The following is a 20,155-nucleotide window of genomic DNA, read 5'->3' on the forward strand; positions in this document are numbered from 1 at the left end:
TAATTATGTAGAAGGAAATTTTGCGCAGTTCATTCACAAGTCTCGTTGGAACACTGAATTAAACGAATTAATAGAAGAAGGTTTGGCATTGATTGGAGCCCAAAAACATTTGGAATTGTTTCAACAACAATGTAAAAAAGTCCAATTGATGAGCGGTGTAAAACGCGAAAAGTTTTTCAAATCAAAACTCGAAGGTGTAAATCCAATTCGCGATATTTTAAACAACGACACTTTTTTTGAAATAGAAGAAAATCTAGCACAGTTGAATGCTGATTTCCTTAAAAATCATCCTGATACACAAATACTTTCTGTTGATGCGATGTTTGAACTTTTAGAAGATTATTTAGAGCGAGAAATCAAAAGAGATTAAGTTTTAATCACTAATTAAATTTTTAGTTTCAAATTATAATCGGTTATTTTTTATAATTGATTGAATTCTAGGCGTTACCTAAAATGTTAATTTATCAGTTCGTTTTTTATTTGTTATAATTTATCTTATATTTGACAAACCAAATTGGTAAACCAGTTTGTAAATATTAATTAGCAATAGATTATGAAATTGAAAATCAACCGTTTTCTTAAAAGGACAGCCATTGTTATTGTATTTTCAGTGATGCAAAATACAGTAGCACAAGGCCATCCTTCTTTAGTTTTGACCAAAAAAGGAGTAACCGAAATTCGTGCGAAATTAGGTAAAGTGCCTCTTTTTGATACCTCATTAGCAGAAGCAAAAACTGAAGTTGATGCTGAAATTGCTTTGGGAATCATTACACCTATCCCAAAAGATTTTTCGGGGGGTTACACACATGAACGTCACAAGAAAAACTTCTTAATTATACAAAAAGCGGGTGTTTTATATCAAATTTTAAATGATAAAAAATACGCTGTTTATGTACGTGATATGTTATTGGCGTATGCCAAATTATACCCAACATTACCTTTGCACCCACAAGAACGTTCTTATGCGCGTGGAAAATTGTTCTGGCAAGCTTTAAATGATTCAAACTGGTTAGTGTACACAAGTCAAGCTTATGACTGTGTGTATGATTTCATAAGTGTGGCTGATCGTGAGACCATTGAGAAAGATTTGTTCAAGCCTTTTGCTGATTTTATTTCTATAGGTTCTCCACAGTTTTTTGACAGAGTGCACAATCACAGTACTTGGGGGAATGTAGCCGTAGGAATGATTGCGCTCGTAATGGATGATGCCGAATTGCTTGACCGTGCGCTGAATGGTTTAAAAGAAAATGGTTTGCCTGCTGGAATGAAGGATAATGATGGTGGGTTAATCAAAAAACCAGGACAAAAAACAGGATTTTTAGCTAATGTTAATGAACCTTTTTCACCTGATGGGTATTACACTGAAGGGCCATATTACCAAAGATATGCCATGTATCCTTTTATGGTTTTTGCGGAAGCATTACAAAACACCAAACCTGATGTAAAAATCTTTGAATATAAAAATGGTATTCTTATCAAAGCGGTGTATGCTTTGTTGCATTTGACTAATGCAGCGGGAGAATTTTTCCCATTGAATGACGGTCAAAAAGGAATGTCATACTATTCAAGAGAATTAGTTTCGGCGGTAGATATTGCTTATTTGTATGGTGGAAAAGATGCTTCTTTATTGTCAATAGCTGAAAAACAAGGTAGAGTGCAGTTAGATAATTCAGGGATGGCTGTGGCTTTGGCAATCAAAAAAGGATTGGCTAAACCATTCGAAAAAAAATCAATCGATTTGTCTGATGGTCCAGAAGGGAAAGACGGCGGTGTAGCTATTATTCGAAACAAAAACGAAGGAAGCGAATTGACCTTGGTGATGAAATATGCTGCTCAAGGATTGAGTCACGGACATTTTGACAAACTTTCCTTTTCATATTACAATAATAGTTCAGAGGTTTTACAAGATTACGGACTTGCACGATTTGTTAATATTGAACAAAAAGGTGGTGGAAATTATCTAAAAGAAAATACAACTTGGGCAAAACAAACGATTGCTCATAATACGATTATTCAAAATGAAACCTCACATTTTGGAGCTGATTTCGAAACAGGCAATCAATTTTCATCAAAGAAATATCTGTATGATGTTTCCAATCCTAAAGTGCAAATTATAAGTGCTACCGAAGATAATGCGTATCCGGGAACCAAAATGCATCGGACAATGGTTGTGCTTCAAGATGAAGGATATGAAAAACCGTTGTTGCTTGATATTTTTCAAATAGATTCGGACAAAGCCAATCAATATGATTTACCATTTTATTATCAAGGGCAAATGATGTCTTCTAATTTTACTTATCAAACACCAAAAACGTTAGAGCCACTTGGAAAAGCGTATGGGTATCAACATTTGTGGAAAGAGGGAATAGGAAAAGCAACTACTGAGAATACTAAAATATCTTGGTTAGACAATGGAGTTTTTTATTCCTTAACATCAGCCACACAACCTACTGATGAATTGTTATTTGTTGGTTTAGGTGCAAATGATCCTAGTTTTAATCTTAGAAGAGATCCGGGTTTTATTATTCGCAAAAAGAATAGTCAGAAAGCAACTTTTGTTAATGTAATCGAAACCCATGGAAGCTATAATCCAGTGACAGAAGTTGCTACTAATGCTTTTAGTTTAATAGATAAAATTGAAGTAGTTTATGAAGATGCTAATTATATAGGGGTTACAATTAAAAATAAAGAGAGAAAGTCAATTTTGTTTATATTAGCGACTAACAATAATTCGACAACAAAAAAACATCAAATAAAAATAAAGGATACAACCTACACTTGGGTTGGAACACATTATAAAACAATTAATTAAATATAATAGATATGCAAAGTTTTGGAGCAAGCAAGGAGTTTCTTATAGGAGATGAGATTAAATGGGAAGTAGCGGGTGAAGGAGTTAGACGTAAAATTATGGGTTATGATGATAAAATCATGCTAGTAAATGTAGAATTTTCAAAAGGTAGTGTAGGTGCTTTGCACGAACATTATCATTCGCAAGTTACGTATGTAGTAAGTGGTCAATTTGAAGTGACTATTGGTGATGACAAAAAAATATTAAAAGGAGGAGATTGTTTTTATATTCCGCCTCACGTACTTCACGGTGCAATATGTTTAGAAGAGGGTATTTTAATAGATGTATTTAGTCCTATCCGTGAAGATTTCATGAAGACAGGAATGAATTATTAATTCCTTTACTAAATAGCAATAAGTTACTATTCAGTATTAAAACTGCTTTTTTTGCTTTATTAGGCTTCTAATAAAGTAAAAAAAGCAGTTTTTTCATTTTAATAGAAAATAATAATCATTTTAATTTTTTTTAATGAAAATACTTCCTATATTTGGTTCTCCAATTTGGTTTACCAAATTGGTAAACAAGTAAAGAGTTGTTTTTGTTTTACAATGGTTTAATAATTTATTAATAATGGCGAAGCTGAATTTTTTTAAAACTACAATTCTTTTATTCTGTGCAGTAATTTCTGTAGGTTATAGTCAAAATAAAAAGGTAAAAAAGAAAGTAACTGCTATTGATTTATCGCATTGGACACTAACGGTACCTGAAGAAGATGCCGATAATCCAGGTAAACCAATGAATATAGGATATCCTAAAATTCTAAATTATGGAAATATAAAAGGTGTAAAAGAGTACATGTATGAAGATCCAAAAGACAAATCAATTGTTTTTTATGCTTATCCATCCGGTACAGCGACAGCTAATAGTCGTTACTCTAGGTCAGAGCTAAGAGAGACAATGGTTGTGGGTGATGATAATGTAAATTGGACATTTGCGCAAGGAGGAAGATTGAAAGGAGTTTTTTCAATTGCAGATATTTCTAAAGACCCTGATGGAAAATACAGTCGTACAATTATTGCACAAATTCACGGAAGATTAACGAATGAACAACGTGATCTAATTGGACAAAATGATAATAATGCAGCTCCTATATTAAAAATTTATTGGGATAAAGGGAAAATTAGAGTTAAAACAAAAGTAGTTAAGGATGTTAATGCTTCGTATCAAGAATTACTTCCTGCCACTGCTTGGGGTGATGATGAAGGGAAAAATTTCAAAGAAAAAGTGGATTTTAATAAATTTAATATAGAAATTAAAGTGTCTAATGGGAGAATGGAAGTGATTCTAAATAACGCAGAATCATTTGTTTATGATGACTTAAGTGTAAAAAAGTGGGGTATTTTTGAAAATTATTTTAAAGCGGGGAACTACTTGCAATCTAGGATTCCTAACTCATTTGCTAAAGTTAAAATACATGCCTTAGAAGTATCTCATTAGCAGGCAGTTATGATTTTTGTTTAATTCACCCATTTTTATATTTGTATTGTTTTTTTTTATAATTTTACGAACCAATCTGGTTTACCAGAGTATAAAAAAATGAATTATGAAATTAGAAGTAATCCCTAGAAAAGATAATAAAGACTCGTTAAATTCAATAATCGCTAAGATTAGAGAGTATGTTAATTATAAGAATCTTGAACCTCAAGATAAATTGCCTTCGGAACGTATGCTTTCTGAAAAATTTGGGGTAAGTAGAAGTAGTGTTCGTGAAGCCATCCAAAAACTGGAGTTTTATGGAATTCTGAAATCCATACCACAAAGTGGAACATTTATGGCTGAGATTGGTATAATAGCCATAAATGGTATAATAGATGAGATTTTGAGATTAGGAGCATCAGATTTTAAATCACTAGTAGAGACCAGAATTTTAATCGAATTGAAAACAGTTCGTTTGGCCGCAACAAGAAGAACCGAAGAAGATTTGATCCAAATTAAAGCAGCTTTAGACGCTTATTCAGAAAAGGTTTTAAAAGGTGAAGATGCTGTTCAAGAAGATTTGATTTTTCATCTTGCTATTGCAAGAGCTAGTGGAAATAATACGATGAACAATATGATGTTGATTATTATTCCTGAAATCTTAATCAATTTTGAGAAATACCATGTTTGTGATAAAAACGGAAATGAAGGATTGATTAGAATTAAAGAGCATACTGAAGTTTATGAAGCAATTATCGCTCAAGATACACAGTTAGCGAAACAAAAAATGAAAGAGCATTTCAAAGCATTATATGAATATTGTTATAACGTGTAATACTATAGTTATAGATAAAAAAAATAAGTAAAGTATCAGTTAACCTGAAATTACAAAAGGCTTATTTCTATCCAAAAGCAATAATTTTTTAGAATAAAATTCAAATTTTACCTTATTGAGAAATAAAGGTACAGGGAATTTTTGGCTTTTTTTTAAAATGAAATAGTTGAATAAAAATAAGATAAAATTATGAAAATTAAAGGATTAAGATGGTGGGTTATTACGTTAATTTGTTTGGCTACGGTAATTAATTACATAGACAGAACTGCGTTTGGAATCATGTGGCCAGAAATGGGTAAAGACCTAGGAATGGATGAAGCGGACTATGCCATTATGCTAAATGTTTTTATGATAACGTATGCGGCAGGAAAATTTTTATCAGGAAAATTATATGATATCATTGGAACTCGTTTAGGATTTACAATATCTATCATATTATGGTCAGTGGCCTCTATCTTTCATGCTTTTGCAAGAGGGTTATTTTCTTTAACACTTTTTAGAGGGCTTTTAGGATTGGGTGAAGCTGGAAACTGGCCAGGGGCGGTAAAAAGTAATGGTGAATGGTTTCCAGTAAAACAAAGGGCAATAGCTCAAGGTATATTTAATGCGGGAGCATCTTTAGGCAGTGTTATTGCACCAGTATTAATTGCTTTTTTATATGGACATTACGGATGGAGAATGACGTATATCATCATTGGGGCAATAGGAGTTTTATGGGTGATTCCATGGTTGTTCATTAATAAAGCGACACCAGATAAGCATCCTTGGATTACTGAAGAAGAGTTAAACTTAATTGTTGCCAGCAGTACAGTGGACAATGGTGTAATAACAAAAGAAAGAGGTTTAAGTGTCTTGAAAATATTAAAATATAGAGAATCTTGGGGTGTTCTGATAGGAAGTTTCTTTATTGAGCCTATATGGTGGTTGTTTGTAGGTTGGATGCCTTTGTACTTACATTCAAAATATGGATTTAATATCGTAGAGATTGGTTCAACCATTTGGATTTCCTATTTAGGTGGAATGGCTGGAAGTATTGTAGGGGGGTGGTACTGTGGTAAATTAATTGAAACTAAAACAGTCGATGCAGCTAGAAAAATTACAATTGGAATTGGTTGTGGTTTAATATTCTTAGGATTGTTAGGAATTATATTTTTTGTTGATGGTGAGAGTCCCATGTCATTTATATACATCGTGGCTTTAGTATTATTTGGATTTCAATTTGCGATTGGAAATTTACAAACACTATCTAGTGATCTGTTCAAAGGGCCTTCAGTAGGAACTTTAGCGGGTTTAGCAGGGAGTGTAGGGGCTGTTTCAGTAATCATTATGAACTGGTTGATTCCTAAAATAACAACAGTATCCTATACACCAGCTTTTATTATTATTGCGGTATTAGCACCATTAACAATAGGATCGATTCTATTTTTAATAAAAAAAATAGTCCCTGTTGAAGATAAATAGTAATAAAGAATTTTTTAAATAAAAGAATAAATAATTAAATAGGATAAAGATGGGTAAAGTAGAAAGTAAAGTAGCAGTTATTACTGGTGCAACAGGAGGAATTGGATTTGCAGTAGCTAAAAGATTAGGTAAAGAGGGATATATTGTAATTTTGAACGGTATTGAAGATGCTAGAGGCGCTGAAAAAGTTGCTGAGCTTACTGGAGAAGGAATTACTGCTGAATATTATGGATTTGACGTTACAAATGGAGAAGAAGTAACGGAAAATATTAATAAAATTGGTGAAAAATATGGAAAAATCGATGTTCTTGTAAATAATACTGGGGGTATAGGTATTAGAGCTAGATTTGAAGAAATGACAACTGAAGAATACAAATTTGTTATGGCGTTAAATCTTGATTCAGTATTTTATGCTTCACGAGCTGCTATACCTTTTCTTAAAAAAGGAGAAAAAGCTTCTATCATAAACTATACATCAAATGCAGCATGGAATGGTGCTGGGCCAGGAGCTGGTATTTACGCAACTTCAAAAGGTGGGGTACAGTCTATCACTAGAGCTTTAGCCAAAGATTTAGCAGAATACGGAATTAGAGTAAATGCAGTATCACCTGGTACGATAGACACTCCTTTCCACGCTCAAATTAAAGCCACTAAACCTGAAGTTTTTGCTTCATGGAAAAGTAGTGTTTTATTAGGTAGATTAGGAGAACCAGAAGAGGTAGCAGGTGTTATAGCTTTCTTAGTAAGTGATGACGCTTCTTTCTTAACTGCTGAGACTATCCAAATTGGTGGGGGACAAGCTTTAGGAATATAATTAGATTTATAAAAAATAGCACAGTTAGGTAGGTGTTTTTAAAAACAATCTCTCATTTAAGATGGGAATACAAGTGTAGTACTATATTTAGTGACTTATTTGTAATCTTACAGACTTTTTTCTATTATGCAATAAAGTTAATAGGATTGGATAATTAGCTACTATCTAAAAAAAAAATCTGATTTAGTTTTAAAAAAAGTTACTTTTGAACCTTCTTTCGATAACGATTGAAGGTTTTTTATATTTTTTTAGCTTTGCTAAAGCTTTGTTAACCAATTAGGAAATAATTAAGATGAAAAAAGTGATCACTTTTGGTGAAATTTTACTCCGTTTGTCAACAGAAAGACATTTGCGATTTTCTCAAGCGGAATCTTTTAAAGCTACTTATGGAGGTGGCGAATTTAATGTGGCAGTATCCTTAGTCAATTATGGTATGAATGCTGAATATGTGACTAAAATCCCTGATAATGAGATTGGGATTAGTGCTTTAAAAGAAATGCGCAAATTGGATGTAGATTGTCAAAATGTATTATTTGGTGGAGACAGATTGGGGATTTATTTCTTAGAAACAGGAACCAGTACACGTGCTAGTAATGTTATTTATGATAGAGCAAATAGTTCCATGTCAAACCTACAAAAAGGGGAGTTTAATTGGAAAGAAATTTTAAAAGATGCTACTTGGTTTCACTGGAGTGGTATTACACCTGCGCTCTCTGAAAATGCTGCCGAAGCTTGTTTAGAGGCAATAAAAGCTGCACATGAATTAGGTTTAACTATTTCTACCGATCTGAATTATCGTGCAAAGCTTTGGCAATACGGGAAACAACCTAAAGAAGTTATGCCTGAAATGTTAAAATACAGTAATGTTATTTTGGGAGATATTGATACCGCTTATTTTATGATGGGATTAGATAAAGTAAATCCTGATTATAAAGACAGTGCTGCTTTACCAGCTTTGTATAATAAAATATTTGAATTATGCCCTGATATGCAGTATGTTGCTACAACTTTGCGTTATTCAGTAAGTGCTTCTCATCAACGTATTGGTGGAGTAATGTATGATGGGAAAACCATTTTTAATGCCGAAGTTCAGGAAGTAACACCAGTGGTGGATAGAGTAGGAAGTGGTGATGCCTTTATGGGAGGATTGATTTATGGACTGAACGAAGAACCACTAGACAAGCAAAGAGCATTAAACTTTGCAGTGGCAGCTTGTTGTTTGAAACACACTATTGCAGGAGATTATAATTTAGTAACAAAACCAGAAATTGAAAAATTACTTTCAGGTGATTTTTCAGGAAAAGTATCAAGATAAAAAAAATAAGATGGCACAATTTACAAGAATTGAAGTAGCACAAGTAATGAAAGAAACAGGTCTAGTACCTTTGTTTTACCATAAAGATATCGAAGTAAGCAAGCAAGTAATGAAAGCTTGCTATGATGGAGGTGCACGTTTGTTAGAGTTTACAAGTAGAGGTGACTTTGCTCACGAAATTTTTACTGCGCTTGTTAAATATGCCATTGCTGAATTACCAGGAATGGTGTTAGGAGTAGGTTCTGTTACTGATGCCGCCGCCGCTTCATTATACATGCAATTAGGAGCTAACTTTATTGTTACACCAGTTTTAAGAGAAGATATTGCCATTGTGTGTAATCGTCGTAAAGTAATGTGGTCACCAGGTTGTGGTTCATTAACTGAAATTGCTAAAGCTGAAGAAATGGGTTGTGAGGTAGTAAAATTATTCCCAGGTGAATTGTATGGACCTGCTTTTATAAACGGAATCAAAGGGCCTCAACCTTGGACTACTATTATGCCAACGGGTGGAGTATCGCCTACTAAAGAGAGTTTAACAGAATGGATCACCGCTGGTGCAGTTTGCGTAGGTATGGGATCAAAATTGATTAAAGCCGAAGCTGATGGAAAATTTGACTTAGCTAAAATTGAATCGTTGACTAGAGAATGTATTGAGATTATCAAGGATTTAAAAAAATAGCATCTTTTTAAAATGTGGAATTAATTAAAAACTAATTCATTCAAAACCCAACTTACATGTATATGTAAGTTGGGTTTTTTAGTTTACGGATTTTCTATTATTTCTATTCTTTTTTCACATAACAATAAGACTGAAATCATTGGTCTTTTTTACTGTATTCTTAAACAAGTTTTACTAAACAACATTTTACATTTAAAAAAGGAAAGTAATGGTGTTTCATTATTTTTTTTGCCTGTGTGATTAGTTTATTATCAATCTCGTAAGCTTTTATTAAGGTCCTCTCCAAACTAAAATTAGTTATTGATAATTGCATATTTGAGAGTTATACACCCATTTTTTGTGCGTAATATATCAATGAGTTTTTCAACTTGTTGTGAGGTAGTCTTATAGGTGTTTATTTAAGAATAGTATTTTTTAGTATTACTATTTTTTATACCTCAAGTGCTTTTAATCAATATTATTTTCAATTTTCAAAATAAAATTTTTTTTAACAAAAAATAAGGCTTATATTTGGAAAACCAATTTGGTTTATCAGTTTGATAAACCAATAATGTTTTAATTTATAATCTAAATCAATCATTGAAAATGAAAATGTACAATTTAATTTAAAAGATTATTTAAGTATTAATGAACCATTTTAATCACAAAAAAATTAACCATGAATTTAAAAACTAAACTTATTTTAATGCTATTATTGATATTTAATATGTCAATATATGCTCAAGTCGGATATGAATTATCCGGTACTGTATTAGATAGTGACAACATGCCTGTGCCTGGTGCTAATGTAATTATAGCTAATACTACAAAAGGAACTTCAACTGACTTTGACGGAAAGTTCAAATTAGAAGTAAAACGTGGAGAGATACTTCAATTTTCATTTATAGGTTTTAAAATGCAATCAATTAAGATTATAGATCAGAAGATACTTAATGTTGTTTTGGTTGATAATGCTAACGAGCTTGATGAAATTGTTGTGGTAGGATATGGAACTCGAAAAAAATCACATCTTACAGGAGCTATAGCAAAAATAGGAGGTGATGATGTTGCCGCAATTCAGGCAACTCGTGTTGATGATGCCTTAGCAGGTAAGTTATCTGGGGTAAGAATTCAAACTCAAGATGGATCTCCAGGAGCTGATCCTAAGATTCAAATTAGAGCTTCTGCATCTGTAAATGGGAATGCAAGCCCACTAGTTGTTGTAGATGGTTATCCTATTTCAGGAAGTATAGCAACAATAAACCCAAACGATATTGAAAGTTTAGAAGTGCTAAAAGATGCTGCTTCTGCTGCCATATATGGTTCTAGGGGCGCAAATGGGGTTATTTTGGTGACAACCAAAAAAGGAAAAACTGGCAAGCCTAGTTTTAGTTATAATACCTACGCAAGTTTGTCGAATAGATATAACAACAAAAATGCACAAATGACCGCAGGAGAATGGGGTAATGCATTAGAAACTGGTATTGCAAATGGGACTTACGATGTCTCTAATTTGGACTCCCGTTATGTAAAATATAAAGTCGATGCTTATAAAAATGCTCCAGATGTTGTAGCAGTAGAAGATTGGCTTTTTAGAACTGCAAAAAGTGTTAGCCATGACTTTAGTGTTAATGGTGGAACAGAAGATGTAAAATATTTTGCATCAATTGGTTATCAGAACACTGAGGGTATTGCCCTTACTCAAGGTTTTGAAAAAATTAATGCTCGTATGAATATCGATGCTAAATTAGGTGACAAGTTCAAAACAGGATTAAGTTTCAATGGATTTACATCTAAAAGAGACATCTTAGGTACAGATATGAGAGATCTTATTAGAGCTTATAATATCTCTCCTATTTATCATACTGCAGCTTCTATTGCATTTGTACAACAATTGGATCAGCAAAGAGCGGCTTTGTCTTTGGCAGGTGTTCCTGGGTTAGCTAGTACATTTAATTCAGGTGCTCAGGTAAATGCAGTTTATTTTAATAAAGATATTTATACATTACAGCCTGGAATGCCAGCGAGTGACTGGCAGTATGGAAGAGGAAATAATGGTATTGGTGGGACAGGTGACAATGGGCCTGCTTTAAAGCTGGACAATACAAAACGCTATCAAAACACTTATTTTGCTAATGTAAATACCTATTTGCAATACAGTATTATTAAAGGTTTAGATATAAAAACGGTGTTAGGGGCTGATCTGAACGATACTGATAATTATTTCTGGAAAGGATTAGCGTATGATGCTTCATCACGACCAGCACAAACTAATTTAAATCAAACATTATTAAAACAGTCTTCGGTATTGAGTGAGACAACTTTAAGTTATGCCAAACAAATTGGCAAACATGATATAGCTGCTGTAGCTGGGATTGAATATCAAAACATTTATTATAAAGGACTTGCTACAACGGGTATCAATGTCCCTTATGGAGAAATTATTAATTTCAACCTGTTAGCCCCTGCAGATATTACTGTAACGGAGAGAGATGAAACAATAGTAAGAAAAAGTGTTTTTGGGAGACTTAATTATGCTTATGAGGATCGCTATTTATTATCGGCATCGATAAGAAGGGATGGAGATTCTCGTTTTGGAGCTGATAAAAAATTCCAAATTTTCCCTGCTGTTTCCTTAGGATGGAATGTGCATAAAGAATCTTTTTTCAAATTTGATGACGTAAGTTTATTCAAACTAAGAGTCAGTAGAGGATCATTAGGATCTACTTCTGATTTAGGATCTTATGATTCATTGAGTCTTTTGGGTTCTAGATCATCAATATTTGGAACAGCTAATACTATTCCTTCAAATATTTTAAATCCTAATTTAACTTGGCAGACCAATACAGAGACTAATTATGGTATTGATTTAGGATTTATAAACAATCGTTATAAATTGAGTGTAGATTATTATACTTCGGATATAAAAGACATTTTAATTAATCAGCCTACATCAGAAATATTAGGTAATCCTTCAGCAAAACTGAATTCTGGAGATGTAAGAAGTTCAGGATTAGAGTTTGAATTATCTGGTAATATTATACAAAGCAAGGATTTCTCTTGGAATCTTGCAGCTAATTTATCAACTGTGAAAACTGAAATAAAGTCTTTAGGAGGTCTTAATGAAATACCGGCAACAATTTATGGTGTGAGTGGTAGAGGACCTTATTTTAGAAATTATGTAGGAGGTCAAATTGGTGAAATGTGGGGTGTAGAAACTATTGCAGCAGTTGAAGATAAATACCTTAAGGATCCAACTACAGCTATTGGTATTAATAGTTCTGCTTATTATGTTAAAGATCAACAATCTCCTGGTGAACCTGGATATGGTGTAATTGATAAGAACCATACAGTTGCTGAAGGTGGAGATTTAGTTAAAATAGGGAATAATACACCTGACTTTTACTGGGGATTAAATAGCTCAATGAATTATAAAAATTTAGATTTATCCTTCCAAATACAAGGTTCTCAAGGAGGTGAAGTTTGGAATGTGGATCCTATTTATTGGCACTCAGAATTTGGTAGAGCATTTACTCCTAGTTTTGATGCAAATAATGATGGTAAAGCAGATGCTAACGGATTATCTTATTTGACATCTAATAGTCAGCTTGACGCACAAATTCAAGACGCCTCTTTTATAGCCTTGAGAAATATTACATTAGGATATTCTTTTAAACCAGAATTATTGACAAAAGTAGGGATAAGTTCTACAAGAATTTATGTAGCTGCTACAAATCTTTTGTATTTAATCGGTAAAAATTATACTTCTTTTAACCCAGAGGGTATAGATACAACCCAATCGGGTTATGGAGGGCCTACAACTTATGGTGTGCAAAATGGTGCTAGTCCAGTTGTTAGAAGCTTTACAGTAGGGTTAAATATTAATTTTTAAAAAAGAAAAAATGAAAAGAATATATATATTATTAGGATTAGTGTTGTTTACAGCAGCCTGTACTAGCGATTTGGATCAAACACCACCAAATATTGCTAATTCAGCTTCTATAACAGATTTCAAAGGAGTATTAAATGCAGCTTATTTCTATCAGTTATCTTCCGTTACGCCAATGGCTGTGATGGGTGATTTCAGAGCAGATAATGCAAAAATGGTCGAATCACCGTACACGGAATTTGATGTTTTTACTGGAAATAATCTAACGCAAATGAATGAGCAGTTTTTTCGCCCTTTTTATGCGGCTTTGTATAAATCCATTTTGAGTGCAAATAATGTTATATTAAATTCAACAAATGCTACACAAGTTGGTGAGGCTAAATTTTTAAGAGCTTTATCGTATTTTAAACTAGTACGCGTTTTTGGGGACGTACCAGTAAATTTAAAAGCTTTACCTCTTATATCAGATTATCCTTCTTTTGTAAGACAACCTGCCGCAGATGTATATAACAATGTAATTATTCCTGATTTAATTGCTGCTAAAACTGTTTTAAGCGCAACAAGATCTACTACAGGAAGAGTTACAAAATATGCCGCACAAGGTTTACTAGGTAAAGTGTATATGCAAATGGGTAATTTTATCCTTGCTGAACCAGAGCTAGCAGCTGTTGTAAATGCAGCTGGATCACCTGGGTCAATTGATGTGACAAAATTTGCTTTAAAAACAACCTATGCTAGTGTTTTTGGATCCACCAATGATTTGAATTCAGAAATCCTTTTTGCAACTCAAATTTCAAGTTCTATAAAAGATGAATATGCAGCTGTTTCTGCTAGTAATTTTTGGACATGGTATTTAGGGGTAGATACAAAATCGATTTCACCTGTTGATCCTAGTTTGGTTACTGCTTACAATGCAAATCCAGGAGATCTAAGAAAGACTTGGAATATTCAAGTTTCTGGAGCTAATACAATTTCACCAAAATACACTAAAGCTGATGGGGCTAATCAAGATTGGATAGAACTAAGATTAGCAGATATTATTTTATTATATGCTGAGGCCTTAAATGAAAATACAAATGCAAGTGGAACTAATTCTGCAAGTATTTTATCTAAATTGGATTATATTAGATCTAGAGCAGGATTAGCATCTTTAAGTGGTACGGCAACAACTCAAGCTGCGGTGAGAACTGCTATATTAAAAGAAAGAAGGCTAGAATTAGCTTTTGAGGGGCAAAGATGGTTTGATTTGGTAAGAACTAATACAGTAAGTGCTGAAATGGGAACCTCAATTGCTAGTAAGTATTATGTGTTTCCTATTCCAATATCTGAAATAACTGCATCGGGTAACATTATTACCCAAAACGAAGCTTATAAATAATTAAATTTAAAATCATGGTTGTACATTGGGTTTAGGATAAAATTAACCCCTTTGATAAAGTTTTTATAGATACATAATTTAAATTTCGCATAGCTTATTAAGCCACTAATTATTACGTTCATGTAATAGTTAGTGGCTTTTTTTATTTTTCTATCGATTGAATTATTTGATTAAGTTATTATAATATTTTAAGAAGACTTATTGTTAATTAATGATTGGAATCAAAACAGTATTCATCAAGTTGGGCGTATACTACTAATGCTAAAGGAAATTTAATAGCTACTGTAGTTTTCATTGGTATAACTGCTCATGGTACTACATATTAAGTAGATGACTATTATAAAATATATGCTGTTGATAAAGCATTTAATTATTTAAACGAAATTACTAAAGTTGCTCTAGTATTAGAAGTAGATAAAAATGATATTGAAGGTTTAAAATGATGTCCTAGCCAGTTGTTGAGAGGAAATTATTAATCAGCTCAAATAGTTTACAGTTTAAAAAAGTATGATATACTATGTTTTAGGTGTTCTAGTATTACAAAAAGGAGTAATTTCTTTGATTTGGTAGATGTTTCCAGTCTTAAAAAAGGAATATGTGTTTTGAAAATTACTGAAGCAGGAAAAATAAGTGTTAAAAAAGAGGTTGTTGAATAAGAAGTTATAAAAAACTTTACTGTTAAAAATTTAAAAGAGCGTCTCCCCAAGGCGGTCTTTTTTGCTTTATATAACAATGTTTCAAGTTTTTGAGTTTGTCCCTTTTTATATGAAACATTTCCTTAAATTTGCTTACTTTATTGAAAATAGATACTAGAGTTATAAAAATCAAGCTATGTTACAAATTGCGTTTATTAGAGAGAATCAAGAAAAAGTAATCCAAGCTCTGGCAAAAAGAAATATGGATGCCAAAACCGTAGTGGATGAAGTAATACAACTAGATGAAAAACGTCGTGCTTCCCAAGTAGAAATGGATACTATTTTATCCGAATCTAATAAATTATCCAAAGACATAGGAGAATTAATGAAAAGTGGAGATAAAGCAAAAGCGACCATCTTAAAACAAAAAACGGTTTCACTTAAAGAAAAAAGCAAAGAATTAGCTGAGGTGGTTGATGCTCTAGCAAATGAGTTAACCGAGAAACTATATACACTACCCAATCTTCCTGCTGATATTGTTCCTGAGGGGAAAACACCAGAGGAAAATTTAAATATTTTTGAAGCTGGTGAAGTTCCTGTCTTACACGAAGAAGCACAACCACATTGGGAATTAGTAAAAAAATACGACATCATTGATTTTGAGTTAGGAAACAAAATCACAGGCGCAGGATTTCCAGTTTATAAAGGAAAGGGAGCGCGTTTACAACGTGCCTTAATCAATTATTTTTTAGATAAAAATACTGCTGCTGGATATAATGAAGTACAAGTGCCTCATTTTGTAAACGAAGCATCAGCATATGGAACAGGACAATTGCCAGACAAAGAAGGGCAAATGTACCATGACGCAACGGATAATTTGTATTTAATCCCAACGGCTGAAGTACCTGTAACTAACTTGTTCAGAGATGTTATCTTGAACGAAAATGAGCTACCTATCTTAACTACCGCGTATACACCTTGTTTCCGACGTGAAGCAGGATCATATGGAGCACACGTACGTGGGTTGAATCGTTTGCACCAATTTGATAAAGTAGAGATTGTACGTGTCGAACATCCTGAGAAGTCTTATGAGGCTTTGGACGGAATGGTAGAACATGTAAAAGATATTTTGAACGAATTAAAATTACCGTACCGAATTTTACGTCTTTGTGGTGGAGATATGGGTTTTACCTCGGCATTAACGTATGATTTTGAAGTGTTCTCAACCGCACAAGACCGTTGGTTGGAAATTTCTTCAGTATCGAATTTTGAAACTTTTCAAGCCAATCGTTTGAAACTGCGTTACAAAGACAAAGACGGTAAAAACCAATTAGCACACACCTTAAACGGAAGTTCATTGGCTTTGCCAAGAGTTTTGGCAGGAATTCTTGAAAACTACCAAACCCCAGAAGGTATTGTAATTCCTGAGGTTTTGCGAAGCTATTGCGGGTTTGATATTATAAATTAAATTTTACTAGTTTTTTAACCGCAAATTCGCAAATTATATTTTTATTGGATCACGAAATAATTTGGGAATTTGCGGGTAAATGGCTTTTTAATAGTAAATAATATTTAGCAAAAATTATATAATGAAAAAACTCTTTCTACATATCACACTGTTTTTTTCATTTATTTGTTTTTCGCAAAACGAACAATTAGCGCAATATTACTACGATAAAGGCGATTTTGAAAAAGCCAAAATTGGTTATCAAGAATTGTTAGAAAGTGTACCTCAAAATCAGCAATATTTTCTACGAACCATTGATTGTTACCAACAATTAAAACAATTTGACCTAGCTGAAAAAGCAATAAGCAATAGATTAAAACAATACAACCAAGCCAATATTTTGGTTGAATTAGGATATAATTATCAATTGCAAAAAAATGATTCTAAAGCCAAAGCATGCTACAATCAAGCAATTGATAAAATCAACTTGAATGCCTATGAAGTGTATGCTGTAGCACAATCTTTTGAGAAAAAAGTATTGCTAGAAGAGGCTTTAAGAGCCTATGAAGCAGCTGAGTTGAAAATGCCTAATCTAAATTTTAATTTTCAAAAAGGATTGCTTTATGGGCAATTAGGCAACTTGGAAAAAATGATTGATACTTTCCTTGATGAAGCCTATAAAAATCCGCAGAATTCTATTTTGATCCAAAGCCAAATGTCGCGTTTTATGACAGGTGAAGGAGATGCTAATTTTAGTGATTTATTGCGAAAAGCATTAGTGATAAGAGTACAAAAAAGTCAAGATATTTTTTGGAATCGCTATTTAAGTTGGTTTTATGTACAACAAAAAGAATTTTCAAAAGCATTCATTCAGGAAAAATCTATATACAAACGCAATGATACTTCGTTATCAAACATTGTCAATTTAGCGCAATTGAGTATAGAAGAGGAGGATACTGAAACAGCTAAGATGATTTTGGATTTTGTTTTAGAAAACTCTAAGGATTTGGAATTACTGCTTCAAGCAAATACCTATTTGATAAAAATGAAAATTAACAAAGCGGTACCTAAGGATTATGAAGCCATTAACTTGGAACTGGAAGCCTTACTCAAACAATATGAAATCACACCATTTAGTTTATCTTTGCAACTGATTCAAGCACATTTTGTAGCCTTTAATTTGAAAAAACCGGAGGTAGCTAAAGCAATTGTAAATAAAGCACTCGATTTACAATTGAGTAATTACCAGCAAGCGCAAGTCAAAATGGAATTGGCAGATATTTTCCTTTTCGAAGAAAAATTCAATCAAGCATTATTGTATTATTCTCAAATTGAATTGGATTTAAAGAACGATGCAGTAGCACATGAAGCCAGTTTGAAAGCTGCAAAAACCAGTTATTTTAAAGCTGATTTTTCATGGGCATTAAAGCAGTTTAAAGAATTAAAATCAGCCAGTACGCAATTGATTGCTAATGATGCATTGGAATATTTTTTGTTGATAAATGACAACACAGTAGCTGATTCCACTCAAACGGCATTAAAGGAATTTGCTATAGGAGATTATTTGCTGTATCAAAATAGAAATGACAAAGCCATTGCGCAGTTTCAGTCTATTTTAAAGAAGTTCAAAGGACAAGAAATTGAACCTGTAACGTTGTTGCGATTAGGAAAAGTGTTTGAGAAATTAGGCGATTTTCCTTCGGCTTTAAGCCAATACCAAACAATAATCACAGAGCACAGTGATGGGATTTACATTGATGAAGCCTTGTTTTTTTCGGCGGAGATTTACAATAAAAAACTAAAAACACCTGAAATGGCAAAGCCCTTATATGAGAAAATACTCTTTAATCATGAAGACAGTATTTATTTTGTAGAAGCACGTAAAAGTTTCAGGACGCTTAGAGGAGATAATAATTTGTAAAACAAATGTCAGTCTGAGCTTGTCGAAGACAAATTGAAAATACTGCGATAAGCTCAGTTTGACAAAAAAAATAAAAAATGATAATATACAACGTTACCACAAACATACACGAGAGCGTACACGACCAATGGATGATTTGGATGCAACACAAACACATTCCAGAAATGATTGCTACAGGCAAGTTTGTTTCGGCCCGGTTAGTACGTGTATTGATTGAAGAAGAAATGGGAGGAGTGACTTATTCAGCGCAATATACAACAGATAGTAAAGATACTTTAGACTTGTATTACCTAGAAGATGCCCCTGCTTTACAAGCCGAAGGACAAAAACTCTTTGGAGATAAAATGCTTACTTTTCGAACAGAATTACAAGTGGTTTCGGAGCATTAATGAGTTTAAGTAGCATTTTTTGTTAAATGATTAAGTAAGCTTAAAAATGTGAGAAAATGAATTTTATTGTTTTGTTGTCAATTTTTTGTACCTTTGTACTAACAGTACACACCACGCTACAGTTTTCAGCAATGAAAACAGCGTCCCAGGGTGTGTCTTTTGCTTTATTATAGTCTCGTTTCTTTTAAATTTATAGTAGGTTATGTTCGAAAAATTACCTTTTTCTATTCGAGAACAAATTGAAAGACTACAATCTCGTGGATTACTAATAGCTCCCGAAGACGAAGCAGCTCATTACTTATCACATATCAGTTATTATCGATTAGGAGAATATTGGTACTCCATGCAGTCTGATAAAGTTAATCATATTTTTAAAGAGAATAGTAGATTTAAGGATGTTATTGCGCTCTATCAATTTGATGGTGAGCTTAAAATTTTGTTATTTGATATAATTGAAAAAATAGAAATAAGTTTACGTACAAAACTAATATATCATCTTTCTCACGAATACAATCCTTGGTGGTTTCAAAATTTTGATTTATTTACAGATAGCAAAGCTTTGGTAAAAACTCTTGCGAGTTTAGAAGGTGAATTAGAAAGGACGAAAGAAACAACTATAAAAAATCATTTTAAAAACCATAAAGACGATTTGCGTTTTCCTCCTGCCTGGAAATCATTGGAACAAACGAGTTTTGGTTCTTTATCTAAATTATATGGAAATTTAAAAAACACAGTAAAATCTAAAGATACAATTGCTAAAGAATATGGCGTGGTCAATCATACTTTTTTACCTAGCTGGTTGCAATCTATAGCGCAAATTAGAAACTATTGTGCACATCATTCCAGAATATGGAATAAAAATTTACCAGGAAATCCAAAACTATTGCCAAATCCTCCATTTAATTGGGTGGAAGATGTACCCAAACAAAATGAAAAATTATATGTCCATCTTTGTATTATGAAATATTTATTGGACAGAATTCAACTTGGAAATAATTTTAGTAATAGATTGAATGCTCTTTTTGTAAAATATCCAAATGTAGACCCAAATGCTTTAGGAATGAAATCCAATTGGTATGATGAGAATCTTTGGAAATAAACATACCATAATTAAAGAATTTATTTAAAAAAAATGGAATCCTATAA

Annotated in this window: 15 protein-coding genes; all 15 read left to right on the plus strand. The window is 32.7% G+C overall.

The annotated features are described in order from the left end of the window. Window positions 1–370: DMP19 family protein (locus WBQ70_RS06300; protein WP_423911856.1), on the plus strand; the 370-nt coding region annotated here is incomplete at its 5' end. Window positions 371–553: 183 nt separating this feature from the next. Further along, window positions 554–2,812 carry a heparinase II/III domain-containing protein gene (locus tag WBQ70_RS06305; RefSeq protein ID WP_423911859.1) on the plus strand — a complete coding sequence of 753 codons (2,259 nt, stop codon included), beginning with the start codon at window positions 554–556 and terminating at the stop codon, window positions 2,810–2,812. An 11-nt stretch (window positions 2,813–2,823) separates the two neighbouring features. Beyond that, on the plus strand, window positions 2,824–3,186 hold the full coding sequence (locus WBQ70_RS06310; RefSeq protein WP_423911862.1) for a cupin domain-containing protein: 363 nt from the start codon (window positions 2,824–2,826) through the stop codon (window positions 3,184–3,186). Between the two features lie 235 nt (window positions 3,187–3,421). After that, complete coding sequence (locus WBQ70_RS06315; protein WP_423911864.1) at window positions 3,422–4,288, plus strand: polysaccharide lyase family 7 protein; 867 nt, start codon at window positions 3,422–3,424, stop codon at window positions 4,286–4,288. Between the two features lie 106 nt (window positions 4,289–4,394). Further along, complete coding sequence (locus tag WBQ70_RS06320; RefSeq protein WP_423911866.1) at window positions 4,395–5,102, plus strand: FadR/GntR family transcriptional regulator; 708 nt, start codon at window positions 4,395–4,397, stop codon at window positions 5,100–5,102. 189 nt (window positions 5,103–5,291) lie between these two features. Next, on the plus strand, window positions 5,292–6,563 hold the full coding sequence (locus WBQ70_RS06325; RefSeq protein ID WP_423911869.1) for an MFS transporter: 1,272 nt from the start codon (window positions 5,292–5,294) through the stop codon (window positions 6,561–6,563). 49 nt (window positions 6,564–6,612) lie between these two features. Next, window positions 6,613–7,377, plus strand: a complete 765-nt coding sequence (locus WBQ70_RS06330) for an SDR family NAD(P)-dependent oxidoreductase (RefSeq protein WP_423911872.1) — start codon at window positions 6,613–6,615, stop codon at window positions 7,375–7,377. Window positions 7,378–7,669: 292 nt separating this feature from the next. Continuing rightward, window positions 7,670–8,692, plus strand: a complete 1,023-nt coding sequence (locus WBQ70_RS06335) for a PfkB family carbohydrate kinase (RefSeq protein WP_423911873.1) — start codon at window positions 7,670–7,672, stop codon at window positions 8,690–8,692. 10 nt (window positions 8,693–8,702) lie between these two features. Beyond that, a complete protein-coding gene (locus WBQ70_RS06340) occupies window positions 8,703–9,371 on the plus strand; it encodes a bifunctional 4-hydroxy-2-oxoglutarate aldolase/2-dehydro-3-deoxy-phosphogluconate aldolase (protein WP_423911876.1) in 669 nt (222 codons plus the stop codon). A 658-nt stretch (window positions 9,372–10,029) separates the two neighbouring features. Further along, complete coding sequence (locus WBQ70_RS06345; RefSeq protein ID WP_423911878.1) at window positions 10,030–13,242, plus strand: SusC/RagA family TonB-linked outer membrane protein; 3,213 nt, start codon at window positions 10,030–10,032, stop codon at window positions 13,240–13,242. 10 nt (window positions 13,243–13,252) lie between these two features. Next, entirely contained in the window at window positions 13,253–14,617 is a 1,365-nt protein-coding gene (locus tag WBQ70_RS06350) for a RagB/SusD family nutrient uptake outer membrane protein (RefSeq protein WP_423911881.1), read from the plus strand. Between the two features lie 831 nt (window positions 14,618–15,448). Next, the gene (gene serS, locus WBQ70_RS06355; RefSeq protein ID WP_423911883.1) at window positions 15,449–16,720 is read left to right on the plus strand and encodes a serine--tRNA ligase; all 1,272 of its coding nucleotides are present in this window, start codon (window positions 15,449–15,451) and stop codon (window positions 16,718–16,720) included. Window positions 16,721–16,841: 121 nt separating this feature from the next. Beyond that, on the plus strand, window positions 16,842–18,620 hold the full coding sequence (locus WBQ70_RS06360; protein WP_423911886.1) for a tetratricopeptide repeat protein: 1,779 nt from the start codon (window positions 16,842–16,844) through the stop codon (window positions 18,618–18,620). A gap of 77 nt (window positions 18,621–18,697) precedes the next feature. Next, window positions 18,698–19,009, plus strand: coding sequence for a DUF4286 family protein (locus WBQ70_RS06365; protein ID WP_423911889.1), 312 nt, complete (start codon window positions 18,698–18,700; stop codon window positions 19,007–19,009). A gap of 202 nt (window positions 19,010–19,211) precedes the next feature. Next, entirely contained in the window at window positions 19,212–20,108 is an 897-nt protein-coding gene (locus tag WBQ70_RS06370; RefSeq protein ID WP_423911892.1) for an Abi family protein, read from the plus strand. The last annotated feature ends 47 nt before the right edge of the window (window positions 20,109–20,155 follow it).

Origin of the sequence: Flavobacterium sp. (genome assembly GCF_049590715.1) — a bacterium.
Lineage (GTDB): Bacteria > Bacteroidota > Bacteroidia > Flavobacteriales > Flavobacteriaceae > Flavobacterium.

Coding starts and splice junctions, on each gene's coding strand:
- WBQ70_RS06305 (WP_423911859.1), top strand. CDS start 554: ATGAAATTGAAAATCAACCGTTTTCTTAAAAGGACAGCCATTGTTATT.
- WBQ70_RS06310 (WP_423911862.1), top strand. CDS start 2,824: ATGCAAAGTTTTGGAGCAAGCAAGGAGTTTCTTATAGGAGATGAGATT.
- WBQ70_RS06315 (WP_423911864.1), top strand. CDS start 3,422: ATGGCGAAGCTGAATTTTTTTAAAACTACAATTCTTTTATTCTGTGCA.
- WBQ70_RS06320 (WP_423911866.1), top strand. CDS start 4,395: ATGAAATTAGAAGTAATCCCTAGAAAAGATAATAAAGACTCGTTAAAT.
- WBQ70_RS06325 (WP_423911869.1), top strand. CDS start 5,292: ATGAAAATTAAAGGATTAAGATGGTGGGTTATTACGTTAATTTGTTTG.
- WBQ70_RS06330 (WP_423911872.1), top strand. CDS start 6,613: ATGGGTAAAGTAGAAAGTAAAGTAGCAGTTATTACTGGTGCAACAGGA.
- WBQ70_RS06335 (WP_423911873.1), top strand. CDS start 7,670: ATGAAAAAAGTGATCACTTTTGGTGAAATTTTACTCCGTTTGTCAACA.
- WBQ70_RS06340 (WP_423911876.1), top strand. CDS start 8,703: ATGGCACAATTTACAAGAATTGAAGTAGCACAAGTAATGAAAGAAACA.
- WBQ70_RS06345 (WP_423911878.1), top strand. CDS start 10,030: ATGAATTTAAAAACTAAACTTATTTTAATGCTATTATTGATATTTAAT.
- WBQ70_RS06350 (WP_423911881.1), top strand. CDS start 13,253: ATGAAAAGAATATATATATTATTAGGATTAGTGTTGTTTACAGCAGCC.
- serS (WP_423911883.1), top strand. CDS start 15,449: ATGTTACAAATTGCGTTTATTAGAGAGAATCAAGAAAAAGTAATCCAA.
- WBQ70_RS06360 (WP_423911886.1), top strand. CDS start 16,842: ATGAAAAAACTCTTTCTACATATCACACTGTTTTTTTCATTTATTTGT.
- WBQ70_RS06365 (WP_423911889.1), top strand. CDS start 18,698: ATGATAATATACAACGTTACCACAAACATACACGAGAGCGTACACGAC.
- WBQ70_RS06370 (WP_423911892.1), top strand. CDS start 19,212: ATGTTCGAAAAATTACCTTTTTCTATTCGAGAACAAATTGAAAGACTA.